Genomic DNA, 23,473 nt, shown 5'->3' with positions numbered 1-23,473 from the left:
AGATGGCAAGAGCGATGAGCGGCGCGGCGACGTCGCAGACTGGCCAGTATCGCGGTCGCCGTGATAAGCCGTCCGCCGGTGTGACGACGACGGCTAAATCTGTTGGAGCCCAAGGTAGTTGACATGCCCGGAGTTGGCGTCGAGGAGCCCCGGGGACTGGGGAGGCGGGCTATCCGCAGCACGGTCGTTCACTGCTGCAACGGCATTGGCTGCACGGGCACACACGCGATGCCGCGGAGGTCTCGAGTGTGATGATCGCTGATGGACGCGAGGACGAGGACCGATGTCGGGCTGGGCGGCCGACACTGTCCCCTCGGCTGTTTCCTCGACGATCCGGAGGTTCAGTGCCGGAGTTCGGCCACATCGGACGATGCCGGCCCCAATGCGGACGGTGGTGGCCGAGCTGGGGATCGACGCGGCTCGGCGCGAGGACCTGGTGAGTCCTCGCGCCGAGTCGGTGGGTGCTATACGGGAGATGTACCGCGGTCACCCTCTGCGGGGTGCATGGTGGGTGACACCATGGCCGCGCGCTGTCCGGGTCACGGAAGTACCTGCGGAATACTCTGCGGCGCAACGTATCCGGTGCCAGCTCCCAGCAGTGCGCACCCGATGATCGGGGCGGCCGCGCCGAGAACGCCACCGATGGACGCGCCGATGATGCCGCCGATGACCGTGCCGGGCACCGTGAGCGTGCCGATCGGCAGGGTACCGAGAGCACCGCCGATCGCTGCGCCGGTCGAGGCACCGCTGGCGAGGCCACCAAAGAACCCGGGAATCGCCAGGATCGCACCGACACCGGCCCCGATCGCCGCGCCGTTGTCCACCGGGTTCGAATCGGCGATGTCCTGGGCGGACGGAAGCGGAGCCGACGGGGCCGTGGCCGCAACGAGGGCCGGCTGCGGTCCGGAGGTGGGCGAGGACGCGCTCGCAGCGCCGGCACCGACCGCGCTCACGAGCAGGGGAATCGCAACCACGCCCGCAACTTTGGATATCGAATGCATTGGATCTCCATTTCTTTCCAGTGGCTTATCGGCCCTCTACGCATCTCAACCAATAGAGGCCGGTCTGTCCATGCTTTCGACAGCCACTGTTGGTGGGGCCACTGACAGTGGTGACACGACGATAATTTCCTCCGCCAAACACCACTGGCAGTGGGACCACAAACAGTGTGTCCCACATGGATGGACAATTACCGCTCGCGGGGCTTTTCATTGGATCCATGCCTGCAACCCGTATTTCTCAGACAATCGACCGATCGCATCCGATCATCGAATCGACCGGAATCTCCGTCGCGGACTGCGTCCGCGGAGAATTGTTGCGGATGCACGGTCGAGATCCTCACCCATTGTTGCCGGACGACTGCGCGGACGGGCCGGCACGAACCCGGGCTCGAACCGGCGCGGCCGCAGAGAGGAGAAACCGGCGGCTGCGGTCAGCCACGACGCCATCGGGGCGGGCGATGGACGGTGTGGGGCCGGGCACGGAAGTGAGTATCGAGACGGTGGCCCGGACCGGAACCGATGCGGCAGCGGAAAGCCGGCGTGCGCGGTGACCTCGGCGAGAGAATCACGCCCGGAGGTGCAACGGCCGTTCGATGCTCTGACGCAGCACCAGACGTCGTTGCTGCGGCGCAGTGCCATGTCCATGGGCATTGATCGCTGCGGAGCGGTGGCCGAATCGATCTATGCCCAGTTCGCCGACATTCCCGGAACGCACTCGTTCCTGTACGACCTTCCGGCACGGATCCAATCAACAGCACGGTTTCTTGGAGTTCTGGTCACTCTCGTCAGCGCGCACCCACTGGACACCCGAAGGCTCGAGGTGGAATTCACCGCAGTGGGACGAGCGCACGCCCGCGCGGGGTTACCACCGGTTCTGCTCGACCTGGGGGCGGCGGTGTTCGTACGATGCATGGCCGCTGCGGCCGCCGAGAACGGCCGGGCGTGGTCCCCACAGGACATGTTCGTGTGGGAGACGCTCATGCGAACCGGTGTGGACATTCAAAAACGCGCATACACGCAGACTGCGAACCAGGACCAGAACGCTCCTCCCGCAGTGGCCGCTCCCCCGACCTCGGTTGCACCATACGCATCATCGGCGACAGAACCGGAAAACCGCGTCGAATGAACGACCGTTAGGGACAACCGATGGTCGATGAGTCCTGGCAGCATGACGAGTACGCGGTGACGTACATGACCGCGGGCGACGATGGTGAGCCGATGATGCGCAATCTCGTCGGCGCCACCACCGAGTACATCCTGCGACTCGTCGAGTACCGGCAGACCATGCAGCGCACGCTGGAGATTCGGCTCGGCTCCGCGGCCATCCCGCAATCACGGGATGTCGGGCAGTGGAAAGCGATCCACGCTCACCTGTTCCACGGTATCTACGAGTGGGCCGGACAGTTCCGCACCATCGACATGGGTAAACACGATGTGGATTTCTGCCCGCGTCACTACCTGGACGCCTACGCCCGCCAGGCCGTCGAAGCCGTGGCGAGCCGTCCGTGGGCAGACCTGGACCGCGAGGAGTTTCGCAACGCGGCAGCCCATGGATTGGCCGCGCTCAATGCCGCACACCCGTTCCCGGAAGGCAACGGCCGGTCGACCCGACTGTTCTTCGATCAACTCACCGATGCAGCCCAGTGGACGATCGACTACAGCGCCGTCAGTTCGGCCCGATGGAACGACGCCTCCCGCGCCACGCTGGTGTGGGCAAGCCCGAACACCGATCCCCACCCACTGCGCACGTTGCTCGACGGAATGATCGAGGCCAAGACCGAGAACGCCCAGGTCGATGAAACCATGCCCGACCTGATGCGGCGGGTGCTGGCAATGACCACGAAGATGCCCCATCTCATTGCCCCAGGCCAACTGGCGCCGGGAACCCTCAGCGATACCGACACGCTCATCGGTCTCATCGGGGACCCGACACAGCACCGGTCACCCGAGCCCCCGGAAACCCAACTCGAGTGACCGACATGCCCCTGGAAGCCGGACGGCCGGTGTCGGAGGGCCGATCAGTTATGCCCCGGTGGACTCGGGCAGCGCTCGGGCCAACGGTTCGGCTTCCTTGTCGGTGAGCAGGAATCCCTCCCCCGCCCGGTCCCTGGGCCGGCCGCGCGGGATGACGATCGCGGCCTGACGGGCATAAACCCCGGAGGTCATGACGCACCCCCTTCTCGGCGGCCGCTTGCTCAACAGGAGGCAAGCAGTTCGCCGCGAACCATCCGGACGGCCCTACGTGCAGCGATCGCAGCGGTGGTGAAGAAGGCGGCGTGGACACCGCCGGCGAGGTACAACGGGAAATCCATGTGCCGGGTCCGGTTGTCGATGCGCACATACCAGCCGCCGGGCAATTCGTCGTGTGGCGGATACAGGCGAGCGGAGACGTCAGTCCGGCCGGCGGGCGGTGTGATACGGATGCACGGCAGACCGTTGACAGGATCGTCGACATTCATGGTCCATCCAGCGGGAACGACGCCTCGAACGTCGTCGAGCTGGCGACCGAGGCAGGCACGGGCCTGCTGGCACCACCGGGCATTGCGCCCCTCGATCCCACGCCGCACCTTCTCGGCGAAGCTGACCCACTCGCCCGCCACGGTATCCAGCACGAGATAAACCCCGCACCGCTGACACCACAGGCAATCATGTCGCCGAGCGACAGAGACGCCGGGACAGCGGACGCAGACAACGGGCCCTGCGGTCGTGATGGTCTGCTCCTCGCGGGACCGAGTCTTATCCGGCATCCGCCGAGCAGCACCCACAACGGCTGGCGAAACACCAAGCGACGGCGACGCGGAGCCGGTGCTCACGAGGCACTCGCCACACATTGATGAAACTCCGCACACGCCTGGCAAGCCGCGACCGGCCCCAGCGGTCCACGATCGATGGTCACAACAGCCGGCACGGCCATCCAGCCATGAGCTACCGAATACGCACAATGAGCGTCCATGGATTTCGGGATAGATAGAACAGGCAATTCCAGGCCCTTCGTTCAGCAGGAATAATAGTTGCAAATCTGCCGATAGGTATCCGGTTGTACAAGATGAGCCACTCGCTCATCGGTCACACGACGCCGATGAAGCCGGCACCGAACAGCCGTGCTTGCCGAATGAGATGGCTCTCGTACTCCCGAATATCTTCCAGAACAGCGTCGCCCAGAATCGAGTCCTTGGTATCGAGCCAACCGAAATATCCCCCACCGGAACCTACTACCTCGCCGGATCCGCGTGCTACCGAGTACCCGAACACATCACCTTCGGCCCAATACGACAGCTCCCGAACGTCCTCACTGACCACACGGTCCGGATCAGATACCTCGGGCAACAACTCGGGGGTGATGAATGCGACGCCGCGGAACGCCCCACTGTGCATGGAAGTGTCAGGTTCGAACGGTGGATCGGCGGCGATCCGTCCATCGTTCCCGAGGTGATGCAGCGCGTGGATACCGCGGCATCCACGCAGGGTCAGCCACCGCACCACCGATGCCTCCGAATGGACACCATCCGCAAGGATCCGGGAAATCTTCTCAGCCATAGGACCGTAGCTGCAGGCGAGGGAACGCCGATCACGGGAGCGGAGTACGACGGACGTGAAGTGGTCATATTCATCGAACGGGTTGTTCACGTATTCGTCGACCCACCAGGTGACCTCGTAGGTGCCGAGGTCGCCAGCGATCGACTCGACGTCGATGGTATGCACCAGGATGGCTTCCAATCAGAGTAATAGGCGCGGGTCGATGGTCCTGGTAGCGTGGCCGTTGCTCAAACAAATGAGAGCCATGCTTGCAGGATGCGCCGTAGGGCGGGGCTCAGCCCGTGGTCCCACCACCACTGGTTAAGCTCCAGCGCAGTGACTTGACACGGAAAACAGCTGGTTAGCTGCGGGAACTGGACGGGAGCCACCGGGAACATCGACGAATGTCCGCGTGCATCCCTTCCACCCAGTGCCTGCAATCGGTTCCGCGCCCATCGAAATGGGTAGCGGGCCAGTTGCAAGGCGAAAATTTTACTCGGCGTGTCGTCGCTCGACACGCCGAGCAGAGACAGGGCAGACCGTGATTGCCGAGCGACCCATTGCAGATTCAATGCCGCGCCAGACCAGCAGTTGACAGGACACACCGGTCGGCCAGAGAAGGCGCCGGTTCACGGGAACGTCCGGGAACAGCGCTCCTATGTTCAGTGTCGTGATCGGCCGAGAATTGCGGGAACATGCGGGAATATCCGGGATACTCCGGGATACCCCAAGTCGATCGAACGCCGTGCTACAGAGACATTTTCGCCCCGAAATCGCAGGTGGCGAATAAGCCTGTTTCCAATCCACCAGATCACACCGAACATCAGTGCCACCCGGCCGAGTTCGACCCAGCCCGGATGTTCGCTGAACACGTGGGTCAGCTGGGTGATGGTGAAGACGAAGACCAGATCGAAGAACAGCTCCAGGGTGGAGGCGCGCAGTTGCCCGCCTTCGGCGGCATCCTCTGCCTGGCCGGATGGGTCGTTGCTCACGCGGGTGACAGTAGACGACGAACCTGGTTGCGCGCGAGGGCGAATGAGTGTCCCGAAGTTCGCTGCACGGTGCGGTCGACCGGTCGTCACCTCGCCCGAAACTGTTCTGTATGGACTCATCCGGCGATAAATTAGCCTGCTCACCCTGGGAGTTCCCGCGCCGCGCGCACAAGCTCTCGTGGACCGACAACGCGCTGTCCGATAGCCGGCAGCGTCGCCGCCCGCCACACTCGGGACGAGAAACTTCACCCGCCCGTCGTTCCCGCTCCGGGCGGACTCAGGAGACCGAGCCCGCCAATACTGCGTCCACGCCCGGTGAACCGGATTCGTTTCGACCGGACCGGGTGGGGAGGAATCTGCTCGCGCCGGATACCGCGACGACGCACAAGGCCATGGTCGACAGCGTGGCCACCCAGACGATAGGCGCGGACGACTGCGGGCGGTCGAGATGCAGGGCGATGACGAGCGGGAACCCGATCCCGGCGTTGGTGCCCACCATGGTGAGCGGGAACGCGATGAACAGACCCGCCGCACCCCACCAGGTGGCGGCCCGCCGCCGGATGTGAACGGCGAGAACGGTGAACAGGACGACCTGCGTACCCTCGAGAATCCCGATCACCAGTGGATAGTGCCAGATTCGCAGCACATACGGACCGTAGTACGTGTAGACATCGAATCCGGTACCGATGATTTCGAATACACACGATGCGGCGATCTCGGCGGCCCACACCGCGAACAGCCCACGACGGGTCCACCGGCCCTCGTACATCGCGCGACCCGCGTAGAGGCATGCGCTGGCGTACAGGATGATGTATCCGCTGTGCGTCCAGTTCGGCTGCACCACACCGAATGCAGTGAAATGCGAATACATCGCTCCGGACCGGCCGTCGTGAACGTCGTAGAACCACAGGTCGAATGCCACGTCGTACAGCGGCTCGGCGAACGCCGCGACGCCGGCGGCGAGGCACGCGAACAGATAGAAGGGCGTTCGCTGCCGGATCCCCAACCGAATCGCGGCGGCGAGCATGATCGCCACGATCGCCCAACTCGCCCAGGTGAAGATGCTCTGCCACAGCAGGTCGAGTTCGTGCTGCGCAACGCTCGGCGGGACTCGTTCCACGGTAGCTCCCTCGGGATCGAAGACTGTTCCGGCCCGGACCGCAGAGCCGGTCGGCAGGGCACCCTTCGACAGTAGGGACCTCGAGGAATTCGGACATCCCTCCACGGTGGTGTCAACACGCACCGTTGGAGGTATGCGATCCGCTCGCCGTGGCCGCCGGGTCGACCACGGATTCGCGCCGAATCGGAAGCCATGTGACCGGACGATCACTATCGACACGTATGGTATTCATGGAATTGCTCGGATTCGGTTAACGACGAGTGACATCACTCGAGACCAGGCGTCCGCAGGAGGTGGGTGATCGGCGAGCCGACGGCGCGTGTCCGCGATCCCGCGCGTAAGGACCGCATTTTGCGCGCAGCCGCGGACCTGGTCGCCCGCAAGGGGTTCCACGCGGTGTCGATGGCCGATATCGGCCGCGCGGCGGGCATCACCGGATCGGGCATCTACCGGCACTTCGACAGCAAATCCGCCGTTCTGGTGGCACTGTTCGATCGGGCGATCGACAATCTGCTGAGCGAAGAGCAATTGATCGTGGAGTCGGTGGACGATCTGCAGCTGGCGCTCAATCGGCTCATCGACGGTCAGGTCGAATTCGTGGTGGCCGATCGCGAGCTCGCGCAGGTTTACCACAACGAGATCAACAACCTGCCCGAAGAGGACAGCCGCCGGCTGCGGCGCAAGCAACGGATGTACATCGAGGAATGGGTACATCTGCTCGACGAACTCCGGGACGACCTCTCCGACGCCGACGCGCGAACACTCGTCCATGCCGCGATCAGCGCGATCCAGTCCGCGCTCTTCCACAACGCCGGCCTGTTCGAGGATCGGTCGCGTCAGCTGCTCGCCGACGCCGCCCGGGCCGTCCTCGGCGTCTGACCCCCCGGGCCGGGTTCGGGGCCGGCGGATTCGGCCGTCGATCGCGCTCCTGACGTACCTCCGAGGGGGACCCGAATTCCTCCGGCGGGGGGATTTCCGCCGTCCGTTTCACCACTACCGTCGAATTCGGCCGTCGATGCGCGGCGCCACCGGCCGTCCCGGAGCCGTCCAGCTCCGATCCATTCGATACCCGGTGCGCCGCAACATGTTCCGGGCCATCAACAGTGCCGCCGGGACGCACCCGATGGCAGATCCCGAGAAAGAGAGCTCATGCCTGATCAGGCCATCGTGTACGAAGCGATTCGCACACCTCGCGGCAGAGGGCGCAACGGCTCGCTGCACAGTATCAAGCCCATCGACCTCGTCGTGGGGCTGATCAACGAAATCTGTTCGCGCTCACCATCTCTCGATCCGGCCGCGATCGATGATGTGGTGCTCGGCGTGGTCACCCCGGTCGGCGACCAGGGCGGCGACCTCGCCAAGGCCGCGGCCCTGGTCGCCGGACTGCCGGAGACCGTGGCGGGCGTCCAGATCAACCGGTTCTGTGCCTCGGGTCTGGAGGCGACCAATCTGGCCGCGCAGAAAGTGCGCTCCGGCTTCGAGACGCTGGTACTCGCCGGCGGCGTCGAGTCGATGTCCCGGGCGCCTATCGGTACCGACGGCGGCCCGCTGTTCAACGATCCGGCCACCGGTTACGACCTGAACTTCGTACCACAGGGCATCGGCGCCGACCTCATCGCGACGATCGAGGGGTTCACCCGCGAGGATGTCGACGCCTACGCCGCCCGATCCCAGCGGCTCGCCGAAACCGCCTGGTCCGAAGGCTATTTCGAGAATTCCGTGGTCCCGGTGCGAGACCTCGCCGGCGAGGTCGTACTCGATCGCGACGAGCACCGCCGTCCCGGTACCACCGTCGATTCGCTGGCCGCGCTGCGGCCCTCGTTCGCATCCCTCGGCGCCGCCGGCTTCGACGCGGTGGCGATGCAGAAATACCCGTTCGTGGAGCGGATCGAGCACGTTCATCACGGCGGCAACAGCTCCGGCATCGTCGACGGCGCGGCCCTGGTTCTGGTCGGAACCGAGGAGGCGGGCCGACGTTTCGATCTCACGCCACGGGCCAGGATCGTCGCGACGGCGGTCTCCGGCGCCGATCCGACCATCATGCTGACCGGGCCGCGCCCGGCGACCGAGAAGGTGCTCGCCCGCGCCGGGCTGACCATCGACGACATCGACCTGTTCGAACTGAACGAGGCGTTCGCCTCGGTGGTACTGAAGTATCAGAAGGACCTGCGCATTCCGGACGAGAAACTGAACGTCAACGGGGGCGCCATCGCGATGGGCCATCCGCTCGGCGCCACCGGCGCCATGCTCGTCGGCACCGTGGTGGACGAGCTCGAGCGGCGCGGTGACCGGCGGGCACTGGTGACGCTCTGTGTCGGCGGCGGCATGGGTATCGCGACCATCATCGAACGCATCTGAGCGGGAACGGAATTCGGCTATGACACAGGCAACGACCGAGCAACAGCAGCTCATCCGATGGCAGCTCGAGCCCGACGGCATCGTCGTGCTCGTGCTCGACGATCCCACGGCGTCGGCGAACACGATGAACCGGCAGTTCCTGGCCGCGCTCACGGCGACGCTCGATCGGCTGGAGAGCGAGCGGGAAACCATCCGGGGCGTCGTCCTCACCTCGGCGAAGAAGACCTTCTTCGCGGGCGGGAATCTGGCGGATCTCCTCGCGACCACACCGTCCGACGGGCCGCGCTGGGCCGCCTACTGCAACGACCTCAAACGACAGCTGCGCCGGCTCGAGACACTCGGCCGCCCGGTCGTGGCGGCGATCAACGGCGCGGCGCTGGGTGGCGGTCTCGAACTGGCGCTGGCCACTCATCACCGCGTCGCCTGCGCACACGCGGTGGTCGTGGGCCTGCCCGAGGTGGGGCTGGGACTGCTGCCCGCAGTCGGTGGCATCACCCGGACCGTGCGAATGCTGGGTGTACGGCGCGCCGTGGACGAGGTGTTGCTCAGCGGCGCCAGGTTACGGCCGCAGCAGGCGCTGGATCTCGGCCTCGTGGACGAGATCGTCTCCACCGCAGCGGATCTGCTTCCCGCCGCCCGCGCCTGGATCGATCGCGGTGTGGACCCGGTACAACCGTGGGATGTGCCGGGACACCGCATTCCCGGCGGCACACCCGCCGATCCCGAACTGGCGGAACATCTTCCGGTGCTCACGGCGGCGCTGCACAGTCGATCGAAAGGCGCGCCCGCACCGGCGCAGCGGGCCATCCTGGCGGCGGCGGTGGAGGGCGCACAGGTCGACTTCGACTCCGCGGCGCTGATCGAGACCCGCTACTTCATCCCGCTGGTCACCGGGCAGATCGCCAAGAACATGATTCAATCCACCTTTTTCGACATGCAGACCGTAACCGGTGGCGCCGCCCGACCGGCCGGGATACCCGCCTTCGCCGCGACCAAGGTCGGCATTCTGGGGGCGGGCATGATGGGCTCGGCACTGGCCTATGTGTGCGCGAAGGCGGGGCTTGAGGTGGTGCTGAAGGATGTCACGCCGGAGAACGCCGGACGCGGCAAGGACTATGCCGCGAAACTGGAGGCCAAGGCGGTCGCGCGCGGCACCACGACCGAGCAACGGTCGGCCCGGCTGCTGGACCTGATCCATCCGACCGCGGATCCCGGCGATCTCGCCGGAGCAGATTTCGTGATCGAGGCGGTCTTCGAGGATGTGGAACTCAAACAGCGCGTGTTCCGGGAGATCCAGGATGTCGTCGCACCCGGCGCCGTGCTCGGATCGAACACGTCCACGCTCCCGATCGGCATCCTGGCCGAAGGCGTTCGCCGGCAACAGGATTTCATCGGGATCCACTTCTTCTCCCCGGTCGACAAGATGCCCCTGGTCGAGATCATCACCGGCAAGAACACCGCATCGGAGACCCTGGCCAAGGTGTTCGACTTCACCCGGCAGATCGGCAAGGTGCCGATCGTCGTCAACGACAGTCGCGGCTTCTTCACCAGCCGTGTGATCATGACCTTCCTGGACGAGGCCGTCGCCGCGGTCGGCGAGGGCGTCGATCCGGCGATCGTCGAACAGGCCGGAACGCAGGCCGGCTACCCCGCGCCGCCCCTGCAACTGCTGGACGAGCTGACCCTGACGCTGCCGCGCAAGATCCGCGAAGAGAAGAAGGCCGCGATCACGGCGGCCGGCGGTACGTGGCGGCCGCACCCCGCCGAGGCGGTGATCGACCGCATGATCGACGAATTCGACCGCCGGGGCCGATCGACCGGCGGCGGGTTCCACGCCTACGACGAGTCCGGCCGGCGCACCGGTTTGTGGACCGGCCTGCGTGCGGCGTTCGGCTCGGGTTCCGCCGACGTCCCGTTCCGGGATCTGCAGGAGCGCATGTTGTTCGCGGAGGCACTGGAAACGGTGCGCTGCCTCGACGAGGGCGTACTCACCTCGGTGGCGGACGCGAATATCGGCTCCCTGCTGGGCATCGGGTTCCCGGCGTGGACCGGCGGTGTGCTGCAGTACATCGACGGCTACGACGGTGGCCCGGCGGGCTTCGTCGCCCGGGCCCGCGCCTTGGCGCAGCGCTACGGCGGGCGCTTCACGCCACCGGATTCCCTGGTGGCCAAGGCTTCTCGTGACGAGGCATACAGCGCCCGAGACCGCCGATAACCGGATCCGGACGAGATCGGCCGCCGTGCCGCCCGGCCGATCTCGCCCGACGACGAAGCGGAGCGACCTCGAATTCGAGGTCGCTCCGCTTCGTCGTCGGGCGGTGCCGTACCGCGGCTACTGCGCCAGCTGGACCGCAGCGGCGTACGAGCCCTCGTGGTACAGCAGCGGCGCGCTGTCGGTGTCGTCGTGGTGTACGCCCACGACCGCGCCGATGACCAGGATCGAATCGCCCACCGGGATCAGCTGCCGGATCCGGGTGTGGATCCGGGTCGGCGTACCGTGCAGGACGGGCTCACCGGTCTCCAGCCGCGACCACAGCGACGGGTCGGCGAAGCGTTGCTCCGCGCTGCGCGAAAATCGTTGCGCGAGCGGCAGTTGATGCACACCCAGCAGATGTACCAGCACGGTTTCGGCGACCTGTAGCGCGCCGATGCTCGACGACGTGCCGGTGATGTTGAACGACACCAGCGGCGGCGCGAGCGACAGCGAGGCGAAGGACGTGGCGGTGAATCCCACCGGCCCGGTGCCGGAATCCAGCGTGATGATGGTGACCCCGGCCGGATGCCGGCGCAGGGTGCCGCGGTAGTCGTCCGCGTCGACGGTGTCCTCGTCGATGATGCGGCCGCGCAACGGCCGCCATGAACTCGGCATCGAATTCCTCCTGGGGGATGACCGGTCGGTGATGGGGCGCGGGCGGCTCAGGCCGGCCGACTGCGCTGTGCGGCCGGCGAATCGGCGTCGCCGCCCAGCGCCCGCAGGCGTATCTCGGCGACTCGTGCGGGCAGCAGCTGCACGCCCGCGGATTCCACGACGGGCAGTGTCCGGAAGGCGATGTGCCCCAGCACTTCCCGGTTGACCAGCGGGAGCAGGACGACACCGTCGGCGACTCCGGCGGCGTGGATGTCGGCGATCAGTCCGGCCAGCCCGGCGGGTGTCCCGACATAGCGCGGCGTCGCCGGTGGCGGCGGCGCGACGAGGTCGTCCAGTCGCTGCACGGCCCGGCGCGCGCTCGACGCGTCGAGTGCGATCATCACCTCGAGATCGACCAGTACGGCCACCCCGGCCGGATCGATGCCCGTCGCCGCGAGTTCCGATCGGATCCCGGCGACGAGCCGGGCCGCGGACGGCAGATCCGCTGCTCGCACCCGGGCAACCGTATCCGGTTGCCGCCCCGGCGATTCCACACCGCCGGTGAGGCCCAGCCAGTGGCCGGCGGCCGAAATGCCCGCCACCGCCGGATGATGTCCGTGTCCGGTCACCTCGAGGGCGATCTGCAACGGCGTCGCGCCGTCGTTCGTCGATCGGGACATGATGATTGTCTCCTGGGCCGGCCGCTCGCATGGTGATCCCGCCTCGGGATCACCATGCGCCGCGGCTGAATACGTCGTTCAGTGGGCGACCGGATCGATCACGATCGCGAACGCCCGATTCTCGATCCCACCGGATCGGTCCAGTGAGATGAACTTTCGCTCGGTGTACTCGTCGAGCGCGTCCGGCCCGCCTTCGCGGCCCAGTCCGCTCTCCTTGTAGCCACCGAAGGGGTACGCCGGGTGGATGACGTGCCAGTCGTTCACCCACACCATGCCCGCCTCCAGGCGCCGCGCGACCTCCAGCGCCTGTTCCTCGCCGCCCCAGACACCCGCGGACAGACCGTAATCGGTGTCGTTCGCGATCCGGACCGCCTCGTCCACCGAGTCGTAGGTCAGCACGGTCAGCACGGGCCCGAAGACCTCGTCGCGCGCGATCCGCATATCGCTGGTGACGTCGACGTAGACGGTGGGCTGCACCCAGTAGCCCTTCTCGTATTCCGGACCGGTGGGGACGCCGCCGCCGGCCACGGCCACGGCGCCCTCCCGCTCCGCGATCCGGAAGTAGTCCAGGATGCGGTCCCGCTGTACCGCGGACACGATGGGTCCGACGTGGGTCGCCGGATCGAGCGGATCACCGACGCGCAGCGTCGCGACGCGCTCGACCAGTCGGGCCACCACGTCGTCGCGCCGGGCGGCCGGCACCAGCAGCCGGGTTCCGGCCTCACAGGCCTGGCCGTTGTTGGCCATGCACGCGAACAGCGCGCCGTCGACGGCGATATCGAGATCGGCGTCGTCGAGCAGGATGTTCGCGCCCTTGCCGCCGAGCTCGAGGGTGACCCGCCGGATGCTGTCCGCCGACTGGCGCAGGATGGCCTTGCCGACCGCGGTGGATCCGGTGAACGCCACCTTGCGTACATCCGGGTGTCCGGTCAGGTGGGCGCCGACGGGTTCACCGTCGCCGGTGACGACATTGAGCACGCCCGCGGGCAGGCCGGCGGCCTCGAATTCCTTCGCCAGTTCCAGGGCGAGCAGCGGCGCATGCTCGTCGGGCTTCAGTACCACGGTGTTCCCCGCGGCCAGCGCCGGTGCGATCTTCCAGACCATTGTGAGCAGTGGGATGTTCCAGGGCACGACCGCCGCGACCACGCCCACCGGCTCGCGCCGCACGAGGCCGACGGCGGGAACCGGGCCGATCTCCGGACCGGCCTCCTCCCAGGGGTATTGCTCGACCAGCGACGCCAGGTAGTGGATCTGCGCCACCGACAGGCCGACGTGCAGCGCACCGGTGATACGGATGGTCGCACCGTTCTCCCGGGTCTGAAGTTCGGCCAATTCCGCGGTGCGGCAAGCCAATCGGGTGGCGACGTCGTTCAGCAACTCGGCCCGCCGGACCGGCGGCGTACACCGCCAGACGCCCGCCTCGTGGGCGGCCTTCGCCGCGGCCACCGCCAGGTCGACGTGCGAGACGTCGCCCTTGGCGACCGTCGCGACGAGCTCTTCGGTTGCGGGACTGCGAATTTCGTACGTCTCGCCGGTGTCGATCCACTTGCCGTCGATGAACAGTGAGTAGTGCGGTGCACTCATCGGTTACTCCTGAATTGAACTGCGATGTGCCGCGGGGAGATCTGCGGTGTCATCCGATCTGCCGCTCTCGCCCTTGCCAATACGGTGCTCGGATCGTCTTCTTGTCGACCTTGCCGGCCGGATTGACCGGCACGCTGTCGGTGAATTCGATCGTCTTCGGGGCGGCCACGCCGCCGAGCGCGGACTTCACATGGGCGATCAACTCGCCCTCGGTGACCCGTGCGTCGGCCTTCGGAACCACGACGGCGTGCACGGCCTCACCCCACTTTCCGTGTGGCACACCGACGACCGCCGACAGCGCCACCGCCGGATGGGTGGCGAGGACATCCTCGACCTGACGCGGGAAGACATTGAAACCACCGCTGACGATCATGTCCTTCTTCCGGTCGACCAGATACAGAAAGCCGTCCGCGTCGAGCCGGCCGATGTCGCCGGTGTGTACCCAGCCGTCGCGGAGCGCCTCGTGATTCCGCGACGGATCCAGATAACCCAGCATCTGCCCGAGCTGCCGGGAGCAGATCTCGCCGGTTTCGCCGACCGGAAGGTCCCGGCCGGCGTCGTCGCGGATGCGCACACCCACCTGGAACATCGGCCGCCCGGCGGAGGCGAGGCGGCCGATCCAGGTCGCCGAGTCCACCCGGTGCTCGTTCTTGCGCAGGCAGGAGACGTAGCCCTGTTCGGTTCCGGCGTAGGTCTGCACGAAGATCGGGCCGAACGCGTCGAGCGCCTCCCGCAGCCGTTCGGGCGCGATGGGCGACCCGGCGTAGATCATGGTCCGCAGCGACGACAAGTCGTGCTCGCCGCGGCGCGGATGGTCCAGCAGCAGGTAGACGATGGTCGGCACGACCGCGGTGGCCGTGACGCCGTAGCGCTCGACGCTGGTGAGCAGGCCGTCGACGTCGAGGCCGGGCAGCATCACGTTCACGCCGCCGCGCACGAACGTCGGCATCACGAAGATCTGGGTGAAGTGCGTCAGCGGGGCGCCGTGCGCGAACACCTCGCCGAAACGGGTGTCGCCGATCTCGAGCCCGGCGGAAATACTGTATTGCGCCCAGGTGCGGTGGGAGTTCACCACTCCCTTCGGCTCGCCGGTGCTGCCCGAGGTGAACAGCACATACGCCTCGTCGTCCTCGACCAGGCCCACGTCCGGCCGGGCGACCGGCGGCCCGTCCTCGAATACCTCCGAATAATCAAGAGCATCAACGGCATTCGATCCCGAACCGAGCCGGATCAGCGTCCGCAACTCGGGCAGCCGATCCCGGATCGCGGCGATCCGATCCTCGAACTGCGCGTGATAGATCAGCGTCGTGGCACCGGTTTGCGACAGGTTGGTGTGGAATCCGTCGGCCGAGGATCGGACCGGCAGCTGGACCAGCACGCCGCCGGCCGCCCAGATCCCGTGCTGCGCGGGGATGAACTCCAGGCAGTTCGGCAGCAGCAATCCGACCCGCTCCCCCTTGCGCAGGCCGAGCCCGATGAGGCCGTCGGCCACGCGATCGCGCCGGTCGAGCAGTTCCCGGTAGGTGAGCGACCGGTCGCCGTCGATGATCGCGGTCGAGTCGGAGTAATAGGTGCACGCCCTGTCGAGGACGTCCGGCAACGTACCCCACATGGTCAGGAACCGGCGAGCGTCGACGGGTCGAAGCCCTCGACCCAGTACTCGGGGGTGATGATGGGCAGCCCCAGCTCCTGCAGGATCGGCGTGTCGTTCCAGTAGGTGGTCTCCCGGGCGATCCTGCCGTCCGCGTCGAGCTGATGCCAGGTGATGCCCTGGGTGGTGAGGGTCCGTCCGTCGGTGGGAACGCCGCGGTAGGTGGCCAGCGCCTCCCCGGTCCACTGCCAGCGGATCACCACCGCCGCATGGCCACCGGCGCCCGCGAGCGGGACGCTGTCGAAGACGTCGAACCGGTGGATGCCGGCGCCGTTGCCGCGATCGGTGTTCGCGAACGGCGCCAGCCGGGGCGCCAGCTCGGCCTTGGTGATCGCCGTGGACAGCACGTGGTCGCGATCGGCGTGATCGTCGTACACCAGGTCGTCGGCGTACAGGCCGACCGCGGTGTCGGTGTCGGTGGTCAGCGCTTTGCTCCAGCGCCGGGCGTGCTCGTCGTGGGTGCTCATGACTTGTCTTCCTTTCGGGCAGTTCGGATTTCAGGCGGCGGGCAGTTGCGCGACCGCACCCGGCCGGATCGGCAGGCCCAGCTCGGCGACCGCGGTGGCCACATCCCACAGGCTGGCCTCGCGGACGATCAGGCCCTGTTCGTCGTAGGCGTGGAAGGTCAGTCCGCGGCTGCCCGGCACCTTGCCGTGGGTCGGCACGCCGACGAAGGCCGTCGCCGTCGGGGCCTCCCAGGTCCAGCGGTAGATCGCCGCCTTCTCGTCGCCGACCACCTCATCGATGCGGAAGTTGTTGATACCGATACCGTTCTCGGTGTCCTTGTTCGCATAAGGCGCGAAAACACGTAGCAGGTCGTCCTTGCTGGTGATCTTCTGCCCGAGAATCGGGTCCTCGAAAACGAACTCGTCGGCATAGAGCGCCACGACCGCCTCGGGGCTCTCCCGAAATGCCTTCAACCACTTGACCGCAAACGAATGACTCATGGAAATTTCTCCCTCGGTTCGCAGGAACGGACCCAAGGTATTGCCGGAACCCCGGGCGAATCGACTTCCCCTCGGGGGATATGCACTGCCCTAAGGGGGTACGACGGCGCGTCGAGCGACCGGCGCCGACGCCGCTGTTCCCCCTTCGTCGACCGCAAATCCCCCTTCCGGGAGGTGTGGTGGGCGGACCGGCATTGCCAGACTGGCGGTGCGCACCGCAGAGGACCCGTACCCACAGAAAAGCTAGGAGCAGACATGCTTGTCTCGGACATGACCGACGAGGAATTCCAGCCGTATTTCGAGAAGGCCCGGGAAGTGTCGCAGTACTTCCGCGAAATAGGTCCGGAATACGATGTGAAGAACACCTTCGCATATCCCTCGATCGAGGTGTTCAAGAACTCGGGGCTCGGCGCGCTGCCGGTGCCGAAGGTCCACGGCGGCCTCGGCGGCGGCCTGTTGCACGCCTCGAAGGTGATCAGCGAGTTGTCCCGGGGTGATTCCGCGATCACCCTCGCCTACAACATGCACTACATCATGGTCGGCATCGCCGGAAACCTGATGAGCGAGGAACAGAACAAGTACTGGCTGGGCCGGGTCGCCGACGGGGAACTCGTCTTCGGACCGTTCTCGGAGCAGCGCGCGGGATTCAGCGGGCTGGCCGATATGCGGGCCGTCCCGCAACCCGAGGGCGGCTGGCGCATCTACGGCAAGAAGACCTGGGGCACGCTGTGCGACGCGGCGACCATCATCACCACCAACGCCACCATCACCGACGCCGAGGGCAATCTGCCCGACGACTTCGCCGGACGGGTCGCCGCGGAGAGCTTCTTCATCGCCGATTTCGCCGTGGACGAGAACGGGGTCGGTGACGGCATCCGGATCGAACGGACCTGGAACGCCCTGGGTATGCACGCCACCGGCACCCACACGATCCACTTCGACGGCTTCCACATTCCCGCGGACGGCTTCATCTGTCCTTGGCGCGCCGGTGCATTCGGCGTGCTCGAATGGGCCTCGCTGATGTTCGCCAGCATCTATCTGGGCATGCAGTACCGAGTGCTCGAGGAGGCGCGGGCGACGCTGTCGAAGAAGACCCTGGGCGCCACCTTCGGCGCGATCGTGGCCGCCGAGACCCAGGTCGCGAGCGTCGGGCACATCATCGACGGCATCGGCGACATGGCCTCCCGCGTCGAACTCAGCCGGCGAGTGCTCTATCGGACCTGTGAGGAGGTCATCTCGGGCGCGGACGCCGACTGGCCCGCGGAACTACGGTTCCCCTACATCGGACTGGCCAAGACCTTCATCGCCGACAACGTCCTGCACATGACCCGGCACGCGATGAGCATGGTCGGCGGATCGTCGTTCCGCCGGGGCGCGATCTTCGAACGCCTCTACCGCGATTCCGCCGCATCGATGTTCCAGCCGCTCAACGCCGATCAGTCCCGGGCGTACATCGGCGAGCAGTTGCTGCGGACGCCGGACCACCAGGGCTGACCGGACCGACCGACGCACGACCCGGCGCACCCACCGGGATCGTGCGCCGTCCGGCGCGCCCGCACTAGCGCTCGGTGCGCAGCGACCAGGCGATCGCCTGGGCCCGGTTGGCCGCGCCGAACTTCCGCAGAATGTGTTTCACATGCGATTTCACAGTGCCCTCGGTGATCACGAGCTGCTCGGAGATGGCGCGGTTGGTGGCGCCGGAGACCATCAGCCGGAACACCTCGGCCTCGCGCTCGGTCAGGGTTTCCGTGCCGCCGTACGCGGCGGGCCCCGGATGTTCGGGGGTCGGGTCGAAGCCCGACTCGCACAGATCGTCCATTCTGTCCACCGCGGCCGCCAGCAGCTCCCGCATCTGATCGCGCTGGCGGTGCAGCCGTTCCAGCAGAACGGTCCGCTCGTAGATGTAACCGAGGCCGTCGGTGAACGCCCACAACACATCCCGGTCGATCTCGTCCGCGCGCCGATCCGCCTGGTGGTGGTCGGCGTGCAGTAATCCCACCACGTCACCGCCCTGCACGATGGGCGCGACCACGTACGACCGCGACCGTCCGGCGTCCACGATGATCGGCCGGTAGACCGGCGTGTTCGCGGTGTCGGCCACCAGCACCGGGCGGCGCTGGGTCATCAGCCTGCCCTCCGGCGCGGGCGAATCCAGGGGGATGCGCTCGTTACGCCAGCTGGCGAACCAGGCCGAATCGCGTTCGGCGGCGAAGTGGCCGAGCGCGGGCCGCCACGTGCCACCCTGCACCCAGGACAGCACCACCCGCTCGAATCCGCAGCGCGTCACGATCTGCTCGCAGGCCGAGCCCAGCAACGCGGCGGTGTCGGGAATCGCGCGCAGCCGGCTCAGCGCGGCCGCGCATTCGGCCAGTCGGTCACCGCGACCGGCGGTGTCGTTCAGATAGTGGTCCGTGGCCAGCCGCTGCAACTCCAGGATCAGCGCGCACAGCCGCTCGGCGGATGCGATGTCGGCGGCCGGCACGGTGCGCAGCCGGCCGAGGCAGATGTGCAGGAGTTCGGCGATCGCCTCGGCCGGCCCGTGGGCGCCGTCGTGCTCGGCGGACGGCACGAGGCCGCCACCGGTGTTGTCGCGCACCGCCTCTCGTAACCGATCGAGCCGGGCGGTGAGCTCGCCGTCGCCGCGCCGCGCGTCGCTCGCCATCGCCACCGCCATCGTCAGATCCGCCGTTCGTTGTTGTGGGCGCGCAGGTACCGCGCGATCGCGCCGGCGCGATTCGATACGCCCAATTTGTGCAAGATGCTCTTCACATGGGATTTCACGGTGCTCTCGGCCACCGTGAGATGCGCCGCCACCTGCGCATTGGTCGCCCCGCTCGCCAGCAGGGCGAGTACTTCGCGCTCGCGAGCGGTCAGCTGCGACGGGTTGCCGGATTCCGGCCGGTCGCCGGTCGTCGCAGCCGGCGTCGCGACAACAGCCGTCCCGACCGGCGACGGCAGCACCTCCGGCGCGGTGAATATGGTTTCCATCGCGCGAAATGCCTCCGTCAACTGCTCCCGTTGGCCGGCCAGTCGCGATTCGAGCAACTTCCGCTCGTAGATCGCGCCGAGGCCCTCCGCGAAGATTCGCAGACGGTCGCGGTCCATCGTGGTCAGCGGCCGGCCCGAGACCTGGTTGTCGGCGTGCAACAGCCCGATGACCACGCCCTGGGCGACGACGGGCGCACCCACGTATTCGTTCGTCCCCGAGACCGCCATCAACGCCCGGAACGCTCGTGGCTCGTGCTGCGCGTCGGTGACCAAGGCCGGCAGTCGGCGCCGCACGATCTCCGCCTCGACCATCGGCGAGGCCAGCGGGATCTCCAGATCGGTCAGGAAGTCGTACAACTGCTGATCTCCGCCACCGGATCGGAACAGCCGCCGCGGCGTCCAGACCGAGCCGCGGACGCCCGAGACGAGCACCCGATCGAAAACGCCTGTCGCGCATAGTTCGGCGGGCGCGCGGTCGAGCACTTCGGCGGCGAGGGGCTCGTCGCGCAGCCGTGCGAGCGCGGCCAATATTCCGGCGAGCGCCCGGCCGGGCCGCTGTGCCAGGTCCGCGTACACCGCGGCTTGCCCGGCGACCAACTCCGCGAGCAGGTCACACAGCCGGCCGAGATCGGCCGATCCGGTACCAACCGCGGCCAGACCCTGCCACACCGCCGCCGCGGCCTCCACCGCTTTCCCGCCGGGCCCGCCCGATCCGGGAATCCGCGCGATCGGCTCGGTGCGGGCCTGTTCTCGTACTACCGTCGATGACGTCATCGTCCCCTCGAGCTTCCATACATCGCCGGGCCGGCGGTCCGCGTCCAACGCTGCGCCGGCTCCCGCTGCTCGCGCGGACGCACACTGTGTCGCACTCACTGTCGGGGACATACTCGATGTGTTGGGCGATTTACTTATCGACACATGATCGGTGATGTAGATCACTCTGTCAAGCAACAGGAATCGTCGGTCACTCACGTGGGCAGCGAGGTCGGGCGGCCACCTCCACGCGGCCGAGGAGCGAGACAAATCGGAAAATTAGTGATTCATGATTTACTAACCGCATGGCCCTACCCGACTCTCTCGCGACCCGCCTCACCATTCCCGCGGTCGCCGCGCCGATGACCAGCGTGTCCGGGCCCGATCTCGTGATCGCGGCCTGCCGCAGCGGCGTGATCGGCTCCTTCCCCACCCACAACGCCGCCACCACCGGCGAGCTGGATGCCTGGCTGCACCGTATCCGCGCTGCGGGCGCACCCGCGCCCGCAGCCCCGAACCTGGTGGTACACAAGACGAACGACCGATTGCACGCTGATCTGGACTGCCTCGTCCGGCACGGCGTGGAACTCGTCATCACCAGCGTCGGATCACCCGCGCCGGTGATCGAACCGCTGCACGCGATCGGGTGCCGGGTCTTCGCCGACGTCTCCGGCATGGTGCACGTGCGACGCGCCCTGGATGCTGGCGTCGACGGTTTGGTACTGCTCACCGCGGGTGCGGGCGGCCAGACCGGCTGGGCGAACCCGTTCGCGTTCGTGCGCGCGGTCCGCCGGCTGTACGACGGTCCCGTCGTACTCGCCGGTGGCATCAGCGACGGCGCGTCGATGCTGGCGGCCCAGGTACTCGGCGCCGATCTGGTCTACCTGGGCACCCGCTTCATCGCGACCACCGAGAGCGAGGCCGGCGAGGACTACCGATCCGCGCTGGTCGAGGCGACGCTCGACGATGTGCGGCTGTCCACCCGGGTCGGAGGAATCCCGGCCAGCCTGCTCGCCGCCTGGCTGGCGCGCGAGGAGGCCACCGATCCCGAGGAGGGCACCGGATTCCGGCAGGACCGGCTGCTGCGCAACCGCACCGCATGGAGTGCGGGGCACAGCGTGGCCGGGGTGGACGAAGTCACCACGGTCGCCGCGCTGGTGGCGACGCTGACGAAGCAGTACGAGCAGGCCCGGCGGCGGCCGTTCGCACCGCTCACCAACTCAGAATAGTTACCGGCAGCTCACTTCCCGCGAGCAACGCAGGCACACTCCGGCAACTACGCGGCAGATTTCCCGAAATTCAGGTCTTCCCCAAGCCGAGTCCCCGAGTTAGTGTATAGCAATTCACTAACTCGTCCGGGCTTCCCAGCCTCGCGGCACCTGATCGCGACCCCCGAGTCGAAAGGCGTACGGATGTCCGTACTCAAATCCGAGGTCGACCCCACATCGTCGACATATCTCACCAATCAGCGCGTGCAGGCCGACGCCGTCGCCGCGTTGAACACCCAACTCGCGCTGGCCGCCGCCGGCGGGGGCGAGCGCTATGCCCAGCGCCACCGCGACCGTGGGAAGCTACTGGTCCGCGAGCGCATCGAACTGCTCCTCGATCGCGACGCCCCGTTCCTGGAGCTGTCCGCTCTCGCCGCCTGGGGCACCGAATTCACCGTGGGCGCGGCGATCGTGACCGGGGTCGGCGTGGTGTCCGGCATCGAATGCATGATCATCGCGCACGATCCGACCGTGCGCGGCGGCACCATGAACCCCTACACACTGCGGAAGAACCTGCGCGCCTTGGAGATCGCGCGAATCAACCGGCTGCCGGTGATGTATCTCGTGGAGTCCGGCGGCGCCGACCTGCCGACACAGGCGGAACTGTTCGTGCACGCCGGACGAATCTTCCACGAGCTGACGGAGCTGTCCTCGCTCGGAATACCCAGCATCGCACTCGTATTCGGCAACTCCACCGCGGGCGGAGCCTATGTGCCGGGCATGTGCGACTACGCCGTACTGGTGGACAGAGCCGCCAAGGTCTTCCTCGGCGGCCCGCCGCTGGTGAAGATGGCCACCGGCGAGGACGCCGACGACGAGGCCCTCGGCGGTGCCGACATGCATTCGCGCGTCTCGGGTCTGGCGGACTACTTCGCCGTCGACGAGACCGACGCCATCCGCATCGGGCGCGACATCGTCACCCACCTCAACTGGCACAAGCGCGGTCCGGGCCCGACCCTGCCCGCCGACGAACCCCGCTACGACGCAGACGAATTGCTCGGTATCGCGTCCGGCGACCCGCGCATCCCCTTCGATCCGCGCGAGGTCGTGGCCCGGATCGCCGACGGTTCCCGGTTCTCCGAGTACAAGCCGCGCTGGGGAACGAGCATCGCCACCGGATGGGCGTCGATCCACGGCTTTCCGGTCGGCATTCTCGCCAACACCCGCGGCGTGCTGTTCAGCGACGAGGCCAAGAAGGCGACGGAGTTCATCCTGCTGGCCAATCAGACCGACACCCCGCTGATCTTCCTGCACAACGTCACCGGATTCATGGTCGGCACCGAATACGAGCAGGGCGGCATCATCAAGGACGGCGCCAAGATGATCAACGCCGTCACCAACAGCGACGTCCCGCACATCAGCATCAACATGGGCGGCTCGTTCGGCGCCGGCAACTACGGCATGTCCGGGCGCGCATACGATCCGCGCTTCATGTTCAGCTGGGCCAATGCCCGGCTGGCGGTGATGGGCGCACCGCAGTTGGCCGGTGTGCTCTCCATCGTCGGCAGATCCGCTGCCGCAGCCGCCGGGCGCGAGTTCGACACCGCCGCCGACGCCGCGCGAACCGCGGCCATCGAACGGCAGATCGAGGCCGAGTCGCATCCGTTCTTCATCTCGGCGCGTCTCTACGACGACGGCGTGATCGACCCGCGCGACACCCGCGCGGTACTCGGAATGTCCCTGTCCGCAGCCCATTCCGCTGAGGTCGCCGGTCGGCGCGGCTTCGGCGTCTTCCGGATGTGAAAAGAGCAGTCGTGTCTCTCGATA

The 23,473-nt window shown here is 67.0% G+C and carries 22 protein-coding genes; 8 read left to right on the top strand and 14 right to left on the bottom strand.

All coding sequences use genetic code 11. From position 1 onward, the window contains the following. Nucleotides 1–539 precede the first annotated feature (539 nt). Entirely contained in the window at nt 540–824 is a 285-nt protein-coding gene (locus LBW94_RS19120; protein WP_225062298.1) for a hypothetical protein, read from the bottom strand. 754 nt (nt 825–1,578) lie between these two features. Between LBW94_RS19120 and LBW94_RS19115 the strand changes: the two genes are divergently transcribed. Beyond that, nucleotides 1,579–2,127, top strand: a complete 549-nt coding sequence (locus tag LBW94_RS19115; RefSeq protein WP_225062297.1) for a hypothetical protein — start codon at nt 1,579–1,581, stop codon at nt 2,125–2,127. Between the two features lie 65 nt (nt 2,128–2,192). Next, complete coding sequence (locus LBW94_RS19110; RefSeq protein WP_225062296.1) at nt 2,193–2,975, top strand: Fic/DOC family protein; 783 nt, start codon at nt 2,193–2,195, stop codon at nt 2,973–2,975. Nucleotides 2,976–3,023: 48 nt separating this feature from the next. Here the strand turns inward: LBW94_RS19110 and LBW94_RS19105 are convergent, their stop codons facing one another. The 5 genes from LBW94_RS19105 to LBW94_RS19085 all read right to left on the bottom strand — a co-directional run bounded on the left by LBW94_RS19105 (nt 3,024) and on the right by LBW94_RS19085 (nt 6,629). Further along, a complete protein-coding gene (locus LBW94_RS19105) occupies nt 3,024–3,167 on the bottom strand; it encodes a hypothetical protein (RefSeq protein WP_225062295.1) in 144 nt (47 codons plus the stop codon). 29 nt (nt 3,168–3,196) lie between these two features. Continuing rightward, nucleotides 3,197–3,613 carry a hypothetical protein gene (locus tag LBW94_RS19100; protein WP_266271491.1) on the bottom strand — a complete coding sequence of 139 codons (417 nt, stop codon included), beginning with the start codon at nt 3,611–3,613 and terminating at the stop codon, nt 3,197–3,199. Between the two features lie 454 nt (nt 3,614–4,067). After that, on the bottom strand, nt 4,068–4,718 hold the full coding sequence (locus LBW94_RS19095) for a hypothetical protein (protein ID WP_225062293.1): 651 nt from the start codon (nt 4,716–4,718) through the stop codon (nt 4,068–4,070). 461 nt (nt 4,719–5,179) lie between these two features. Further along, nucleotides 5,180–5,509 (bottom strand): low temperature requirement protein A, encoded by a 330-nt coding sequence (locus LBW94_RS19090; RefSeq protein ID WP_225062292.1) that lies wholly within the window; start codon nt 5,507–5,509, stop codon nt 5,180–5,182. A gap of 277 nt (nt 5,510–5,786) precedes the next feature. After that, nucleotides 5,787–6,629 (bottom strand): hypothetical protein, encoded by an 843-nt coding sequence (locus tag LBW94_RS19085; protein ID WP_225062291.1) that lies wholly within the window; start codon nt 6,627–6,629, stop codon nt 5,787–5,789. A gap of 351 nt (nt 6,630–6,980) precedes the next feature. On the opposite strand from LBW94_RS19085, the gene LBW94_RS19080 reads away from it, so the two are divergent. The 3 genes from LBW94_RS19080 to LBW94_RS19070 all read left to right on the top strand — a co-directional run bounded on the left by LBW94_RS19080 (nt 6,981) and on the right by LBW94_RS19070 (nt 11,202). After that, nucleotides 6,981–7,508 (top strand): TetR/AcrR family transcriptional regulator, encoded by a 528-nt coding sequence (locus LBW94_RS19080; protein WP_255635252.1) that lies wholly within the window; start codon nt 6,981–6,983, stop codon nt 7,506–7,508. Between the two features lie 270 nt (nt 7,509–7,778). Further along, nucleotides 7,779–8,987, top strand: coding sequence for an acetyl-CoA C-acetyltransferase (locus tag LBW94_RS19075; RefSeq protein ID WP_225062289.1), 1,209 nt, complete (start codon nt 7,779–7,781; stop codon nt 8,985–8,987). Nucleotides 8,988–9,006: 19 nt separating this feature from the next. Continuing rightward, nucleotides 9,007–11,202 (top strand): 3-hydroxyacyl-CoA dehydrogenase NAD-binding domain-containing protein, encoded by a 2,196-nt coding sequence (locus LBW94_RS19070; RefSeq protein WP_225062288.1) that lies wholly within the window; start codon nt 9,007–9,009, stop codon nt 11,200–11,202. Nucleotides 11,203–11,319: 117 nt separating this feature from the next. Here LBW94_RS19070 and LBW94_RS19065 read toward each other — a convergent pair whose 3' ends face one another. From LBW94_RS19065 to LBW94_RS19040, 6 genes are all read right to left on the bottom strand, one after another. Then, nucleotides 11,320–11,856, bottom strand: a complete 537-nt coding sequence (locus tag LBW94_RS19065) for a flavin reductase family protein (RefSeq protein ID WP_225057053.1) — start codon at nt 11,854–11,856, stop codon at nt 11,320–11,322. A 47-nt stretch (nt 11,857–11,903) separates the two neighbouring features. Then, entirely contained in the window at nt 11,904–12,515 is a 612-nt protein-coding gene (locus LBW94_RS19060; RefSeq protein ID WP_225057054.1) for a hypothetical protein, read from the bottom strand. Between the two features lie 78 nt (nt 12,516–12,593). Further along, nucleotides 12,594–14,099, bottom strand: coding sequence for an aldehyde dehydrogenase family protein (locus LBW94_RS19055; RefSeq protein ID WP_225057055.1), 1,506 nt, complete (start codon nt 14,097–14,099; stop codon nt 12,594–12,596). A gap of 49 nt (nt 14,100–14,148) precedes the next feature. Further along, complete coding sequence (locus LBW94_RS19050) at nt 14,149–15,711, bottom strand: AMP-binding protein (protein WP_225057056.1); 1,563 nt, start codon at nt 15,709–15,711, stop codon at nt 14,149–14,151. A gap of 2 nt (nt 15,712–15,713) precedes the next feature. Then, entirely contained in the window at nt 15,714–16,217 is a 504-nt protein-coding gene (locus LBW94_RS19045; protein WP_225057057.1) for a ketosteroid isomerase-related protein, read from the bottom strand. Between the two features lie 30 nt (nt 16,218–16,247). Continuing rightward, on the bottom strand, nt 16,248–16,697 hold the full coding sequence (locus LBW94_RS19040) for a ketosteroid isomerase-related protein (RefSeq protein WP_225057058.1): 450 nt from the start codon (nt 16,695–16,697) through the stop codon (nt 16,248–16,250). A gap of 255 nt (nt 16,698–16,952) precedes the next feature. Here LBW94_RS19040 and LBW94_RS19035 point away from each other — a divergent pair, with 255 nt between their 5' ends. Beyond that, nucleotides 16,953–18,191, top strand: coding sequence for an acyl-CoA dehydrogenase family protein (locus LBW94_RS19035; RefSeq protein ID WP_225057059.1), 1,239 nt, complete (start codon nt 16,953–16,955; stop codon nt 18,189–18,191). Between the two features lie 64 nt (nt 18,192–18,255). Here LBW94_RS19035 and LBW94_RS19030 read toward each other — a convergent pair whose 3' ends face one another. Both LBW94_RS19030 and LBW94_RS19025 read right to left on the bottom strand, forming a co-directional pair. Beyond that, nucleotides 18,256–19,371 carry a LuxR C-terminal-related transcriptional regulator gene (locus tag LBW94_RS19030; RefSeq protein ID WP_225057060.1) on the bottom strand — a complete coding sequence of 372 codons (1,116 nt, stop codon included), beginning with the start codon at nt 19,369–19,371 and terminating at the stop codon, nt 18,256–18,258. Nucleotides 19,372–19,373: 2 nt separating this feature from the next. Further along, nucleotides 19,374–20,624: a LuxR C-terminal-related transcriptional regulator gene (locus LBW94_RS19025; RefSeq protein WP_225057061.1), complete on the bottom strand. Its 1,251-nt coding sequence runs from the start codon at nt 20,622–20,624 to the stop codon at nt 19,374–19,376. 119 nt (nt 20,625–20,743) lie between these two features. On the opposite strand from LBW94_RS19025, the gene LBW94_RS19020 reads away from it, so the two are divergent. Together LBW94_RS19020 and LBW94_RS19015 are read left to right on the top strand one after the other, a co-directional pair. Next, nucleotides 20,744–21,667: an NAD(P)H-dependent flavin oxidoreductase gene (locus LBW94_RS19020; protein ID WP_225057062.1), complete on the top strand. Its 924-nt coding sequence runs from the start codon at nt 20,744–20,746 to the stop codon at nt 21,665–21,667. A 183-nt stretch (nt 21,668–21,850) separates the two neighbouring features. Then, nucleotides 21,851–23,449 carry an acyl-CoA carboxylase subunit beta gene (locus tag LBW94_RS19015; RefSeq protein ID WP_225057063.1) on the top strand — a complete coding sequence of 533 codons (1,599 nt, stop codon included), beginning with the start codon at nt 21,851–21,853 and terminating at the stop codon, nt 23,447–23,449. Nucleotides 23,450–23,473: the final 24 nt, after the last annotated feature.

The organism is Nocardia sp. alder85J, assembly GCF_020176955.2.
Taxonomy (GTDB): Bacteria; Actinomycetota; Actinomycetes; order Mycobacteriales; family Mycobacteriaceae; genus Nocardia.
Note: the sequence above shows the minus strand (reverse complement) of the source record. Positions and strands in the feature narration are given on the sequence as shown.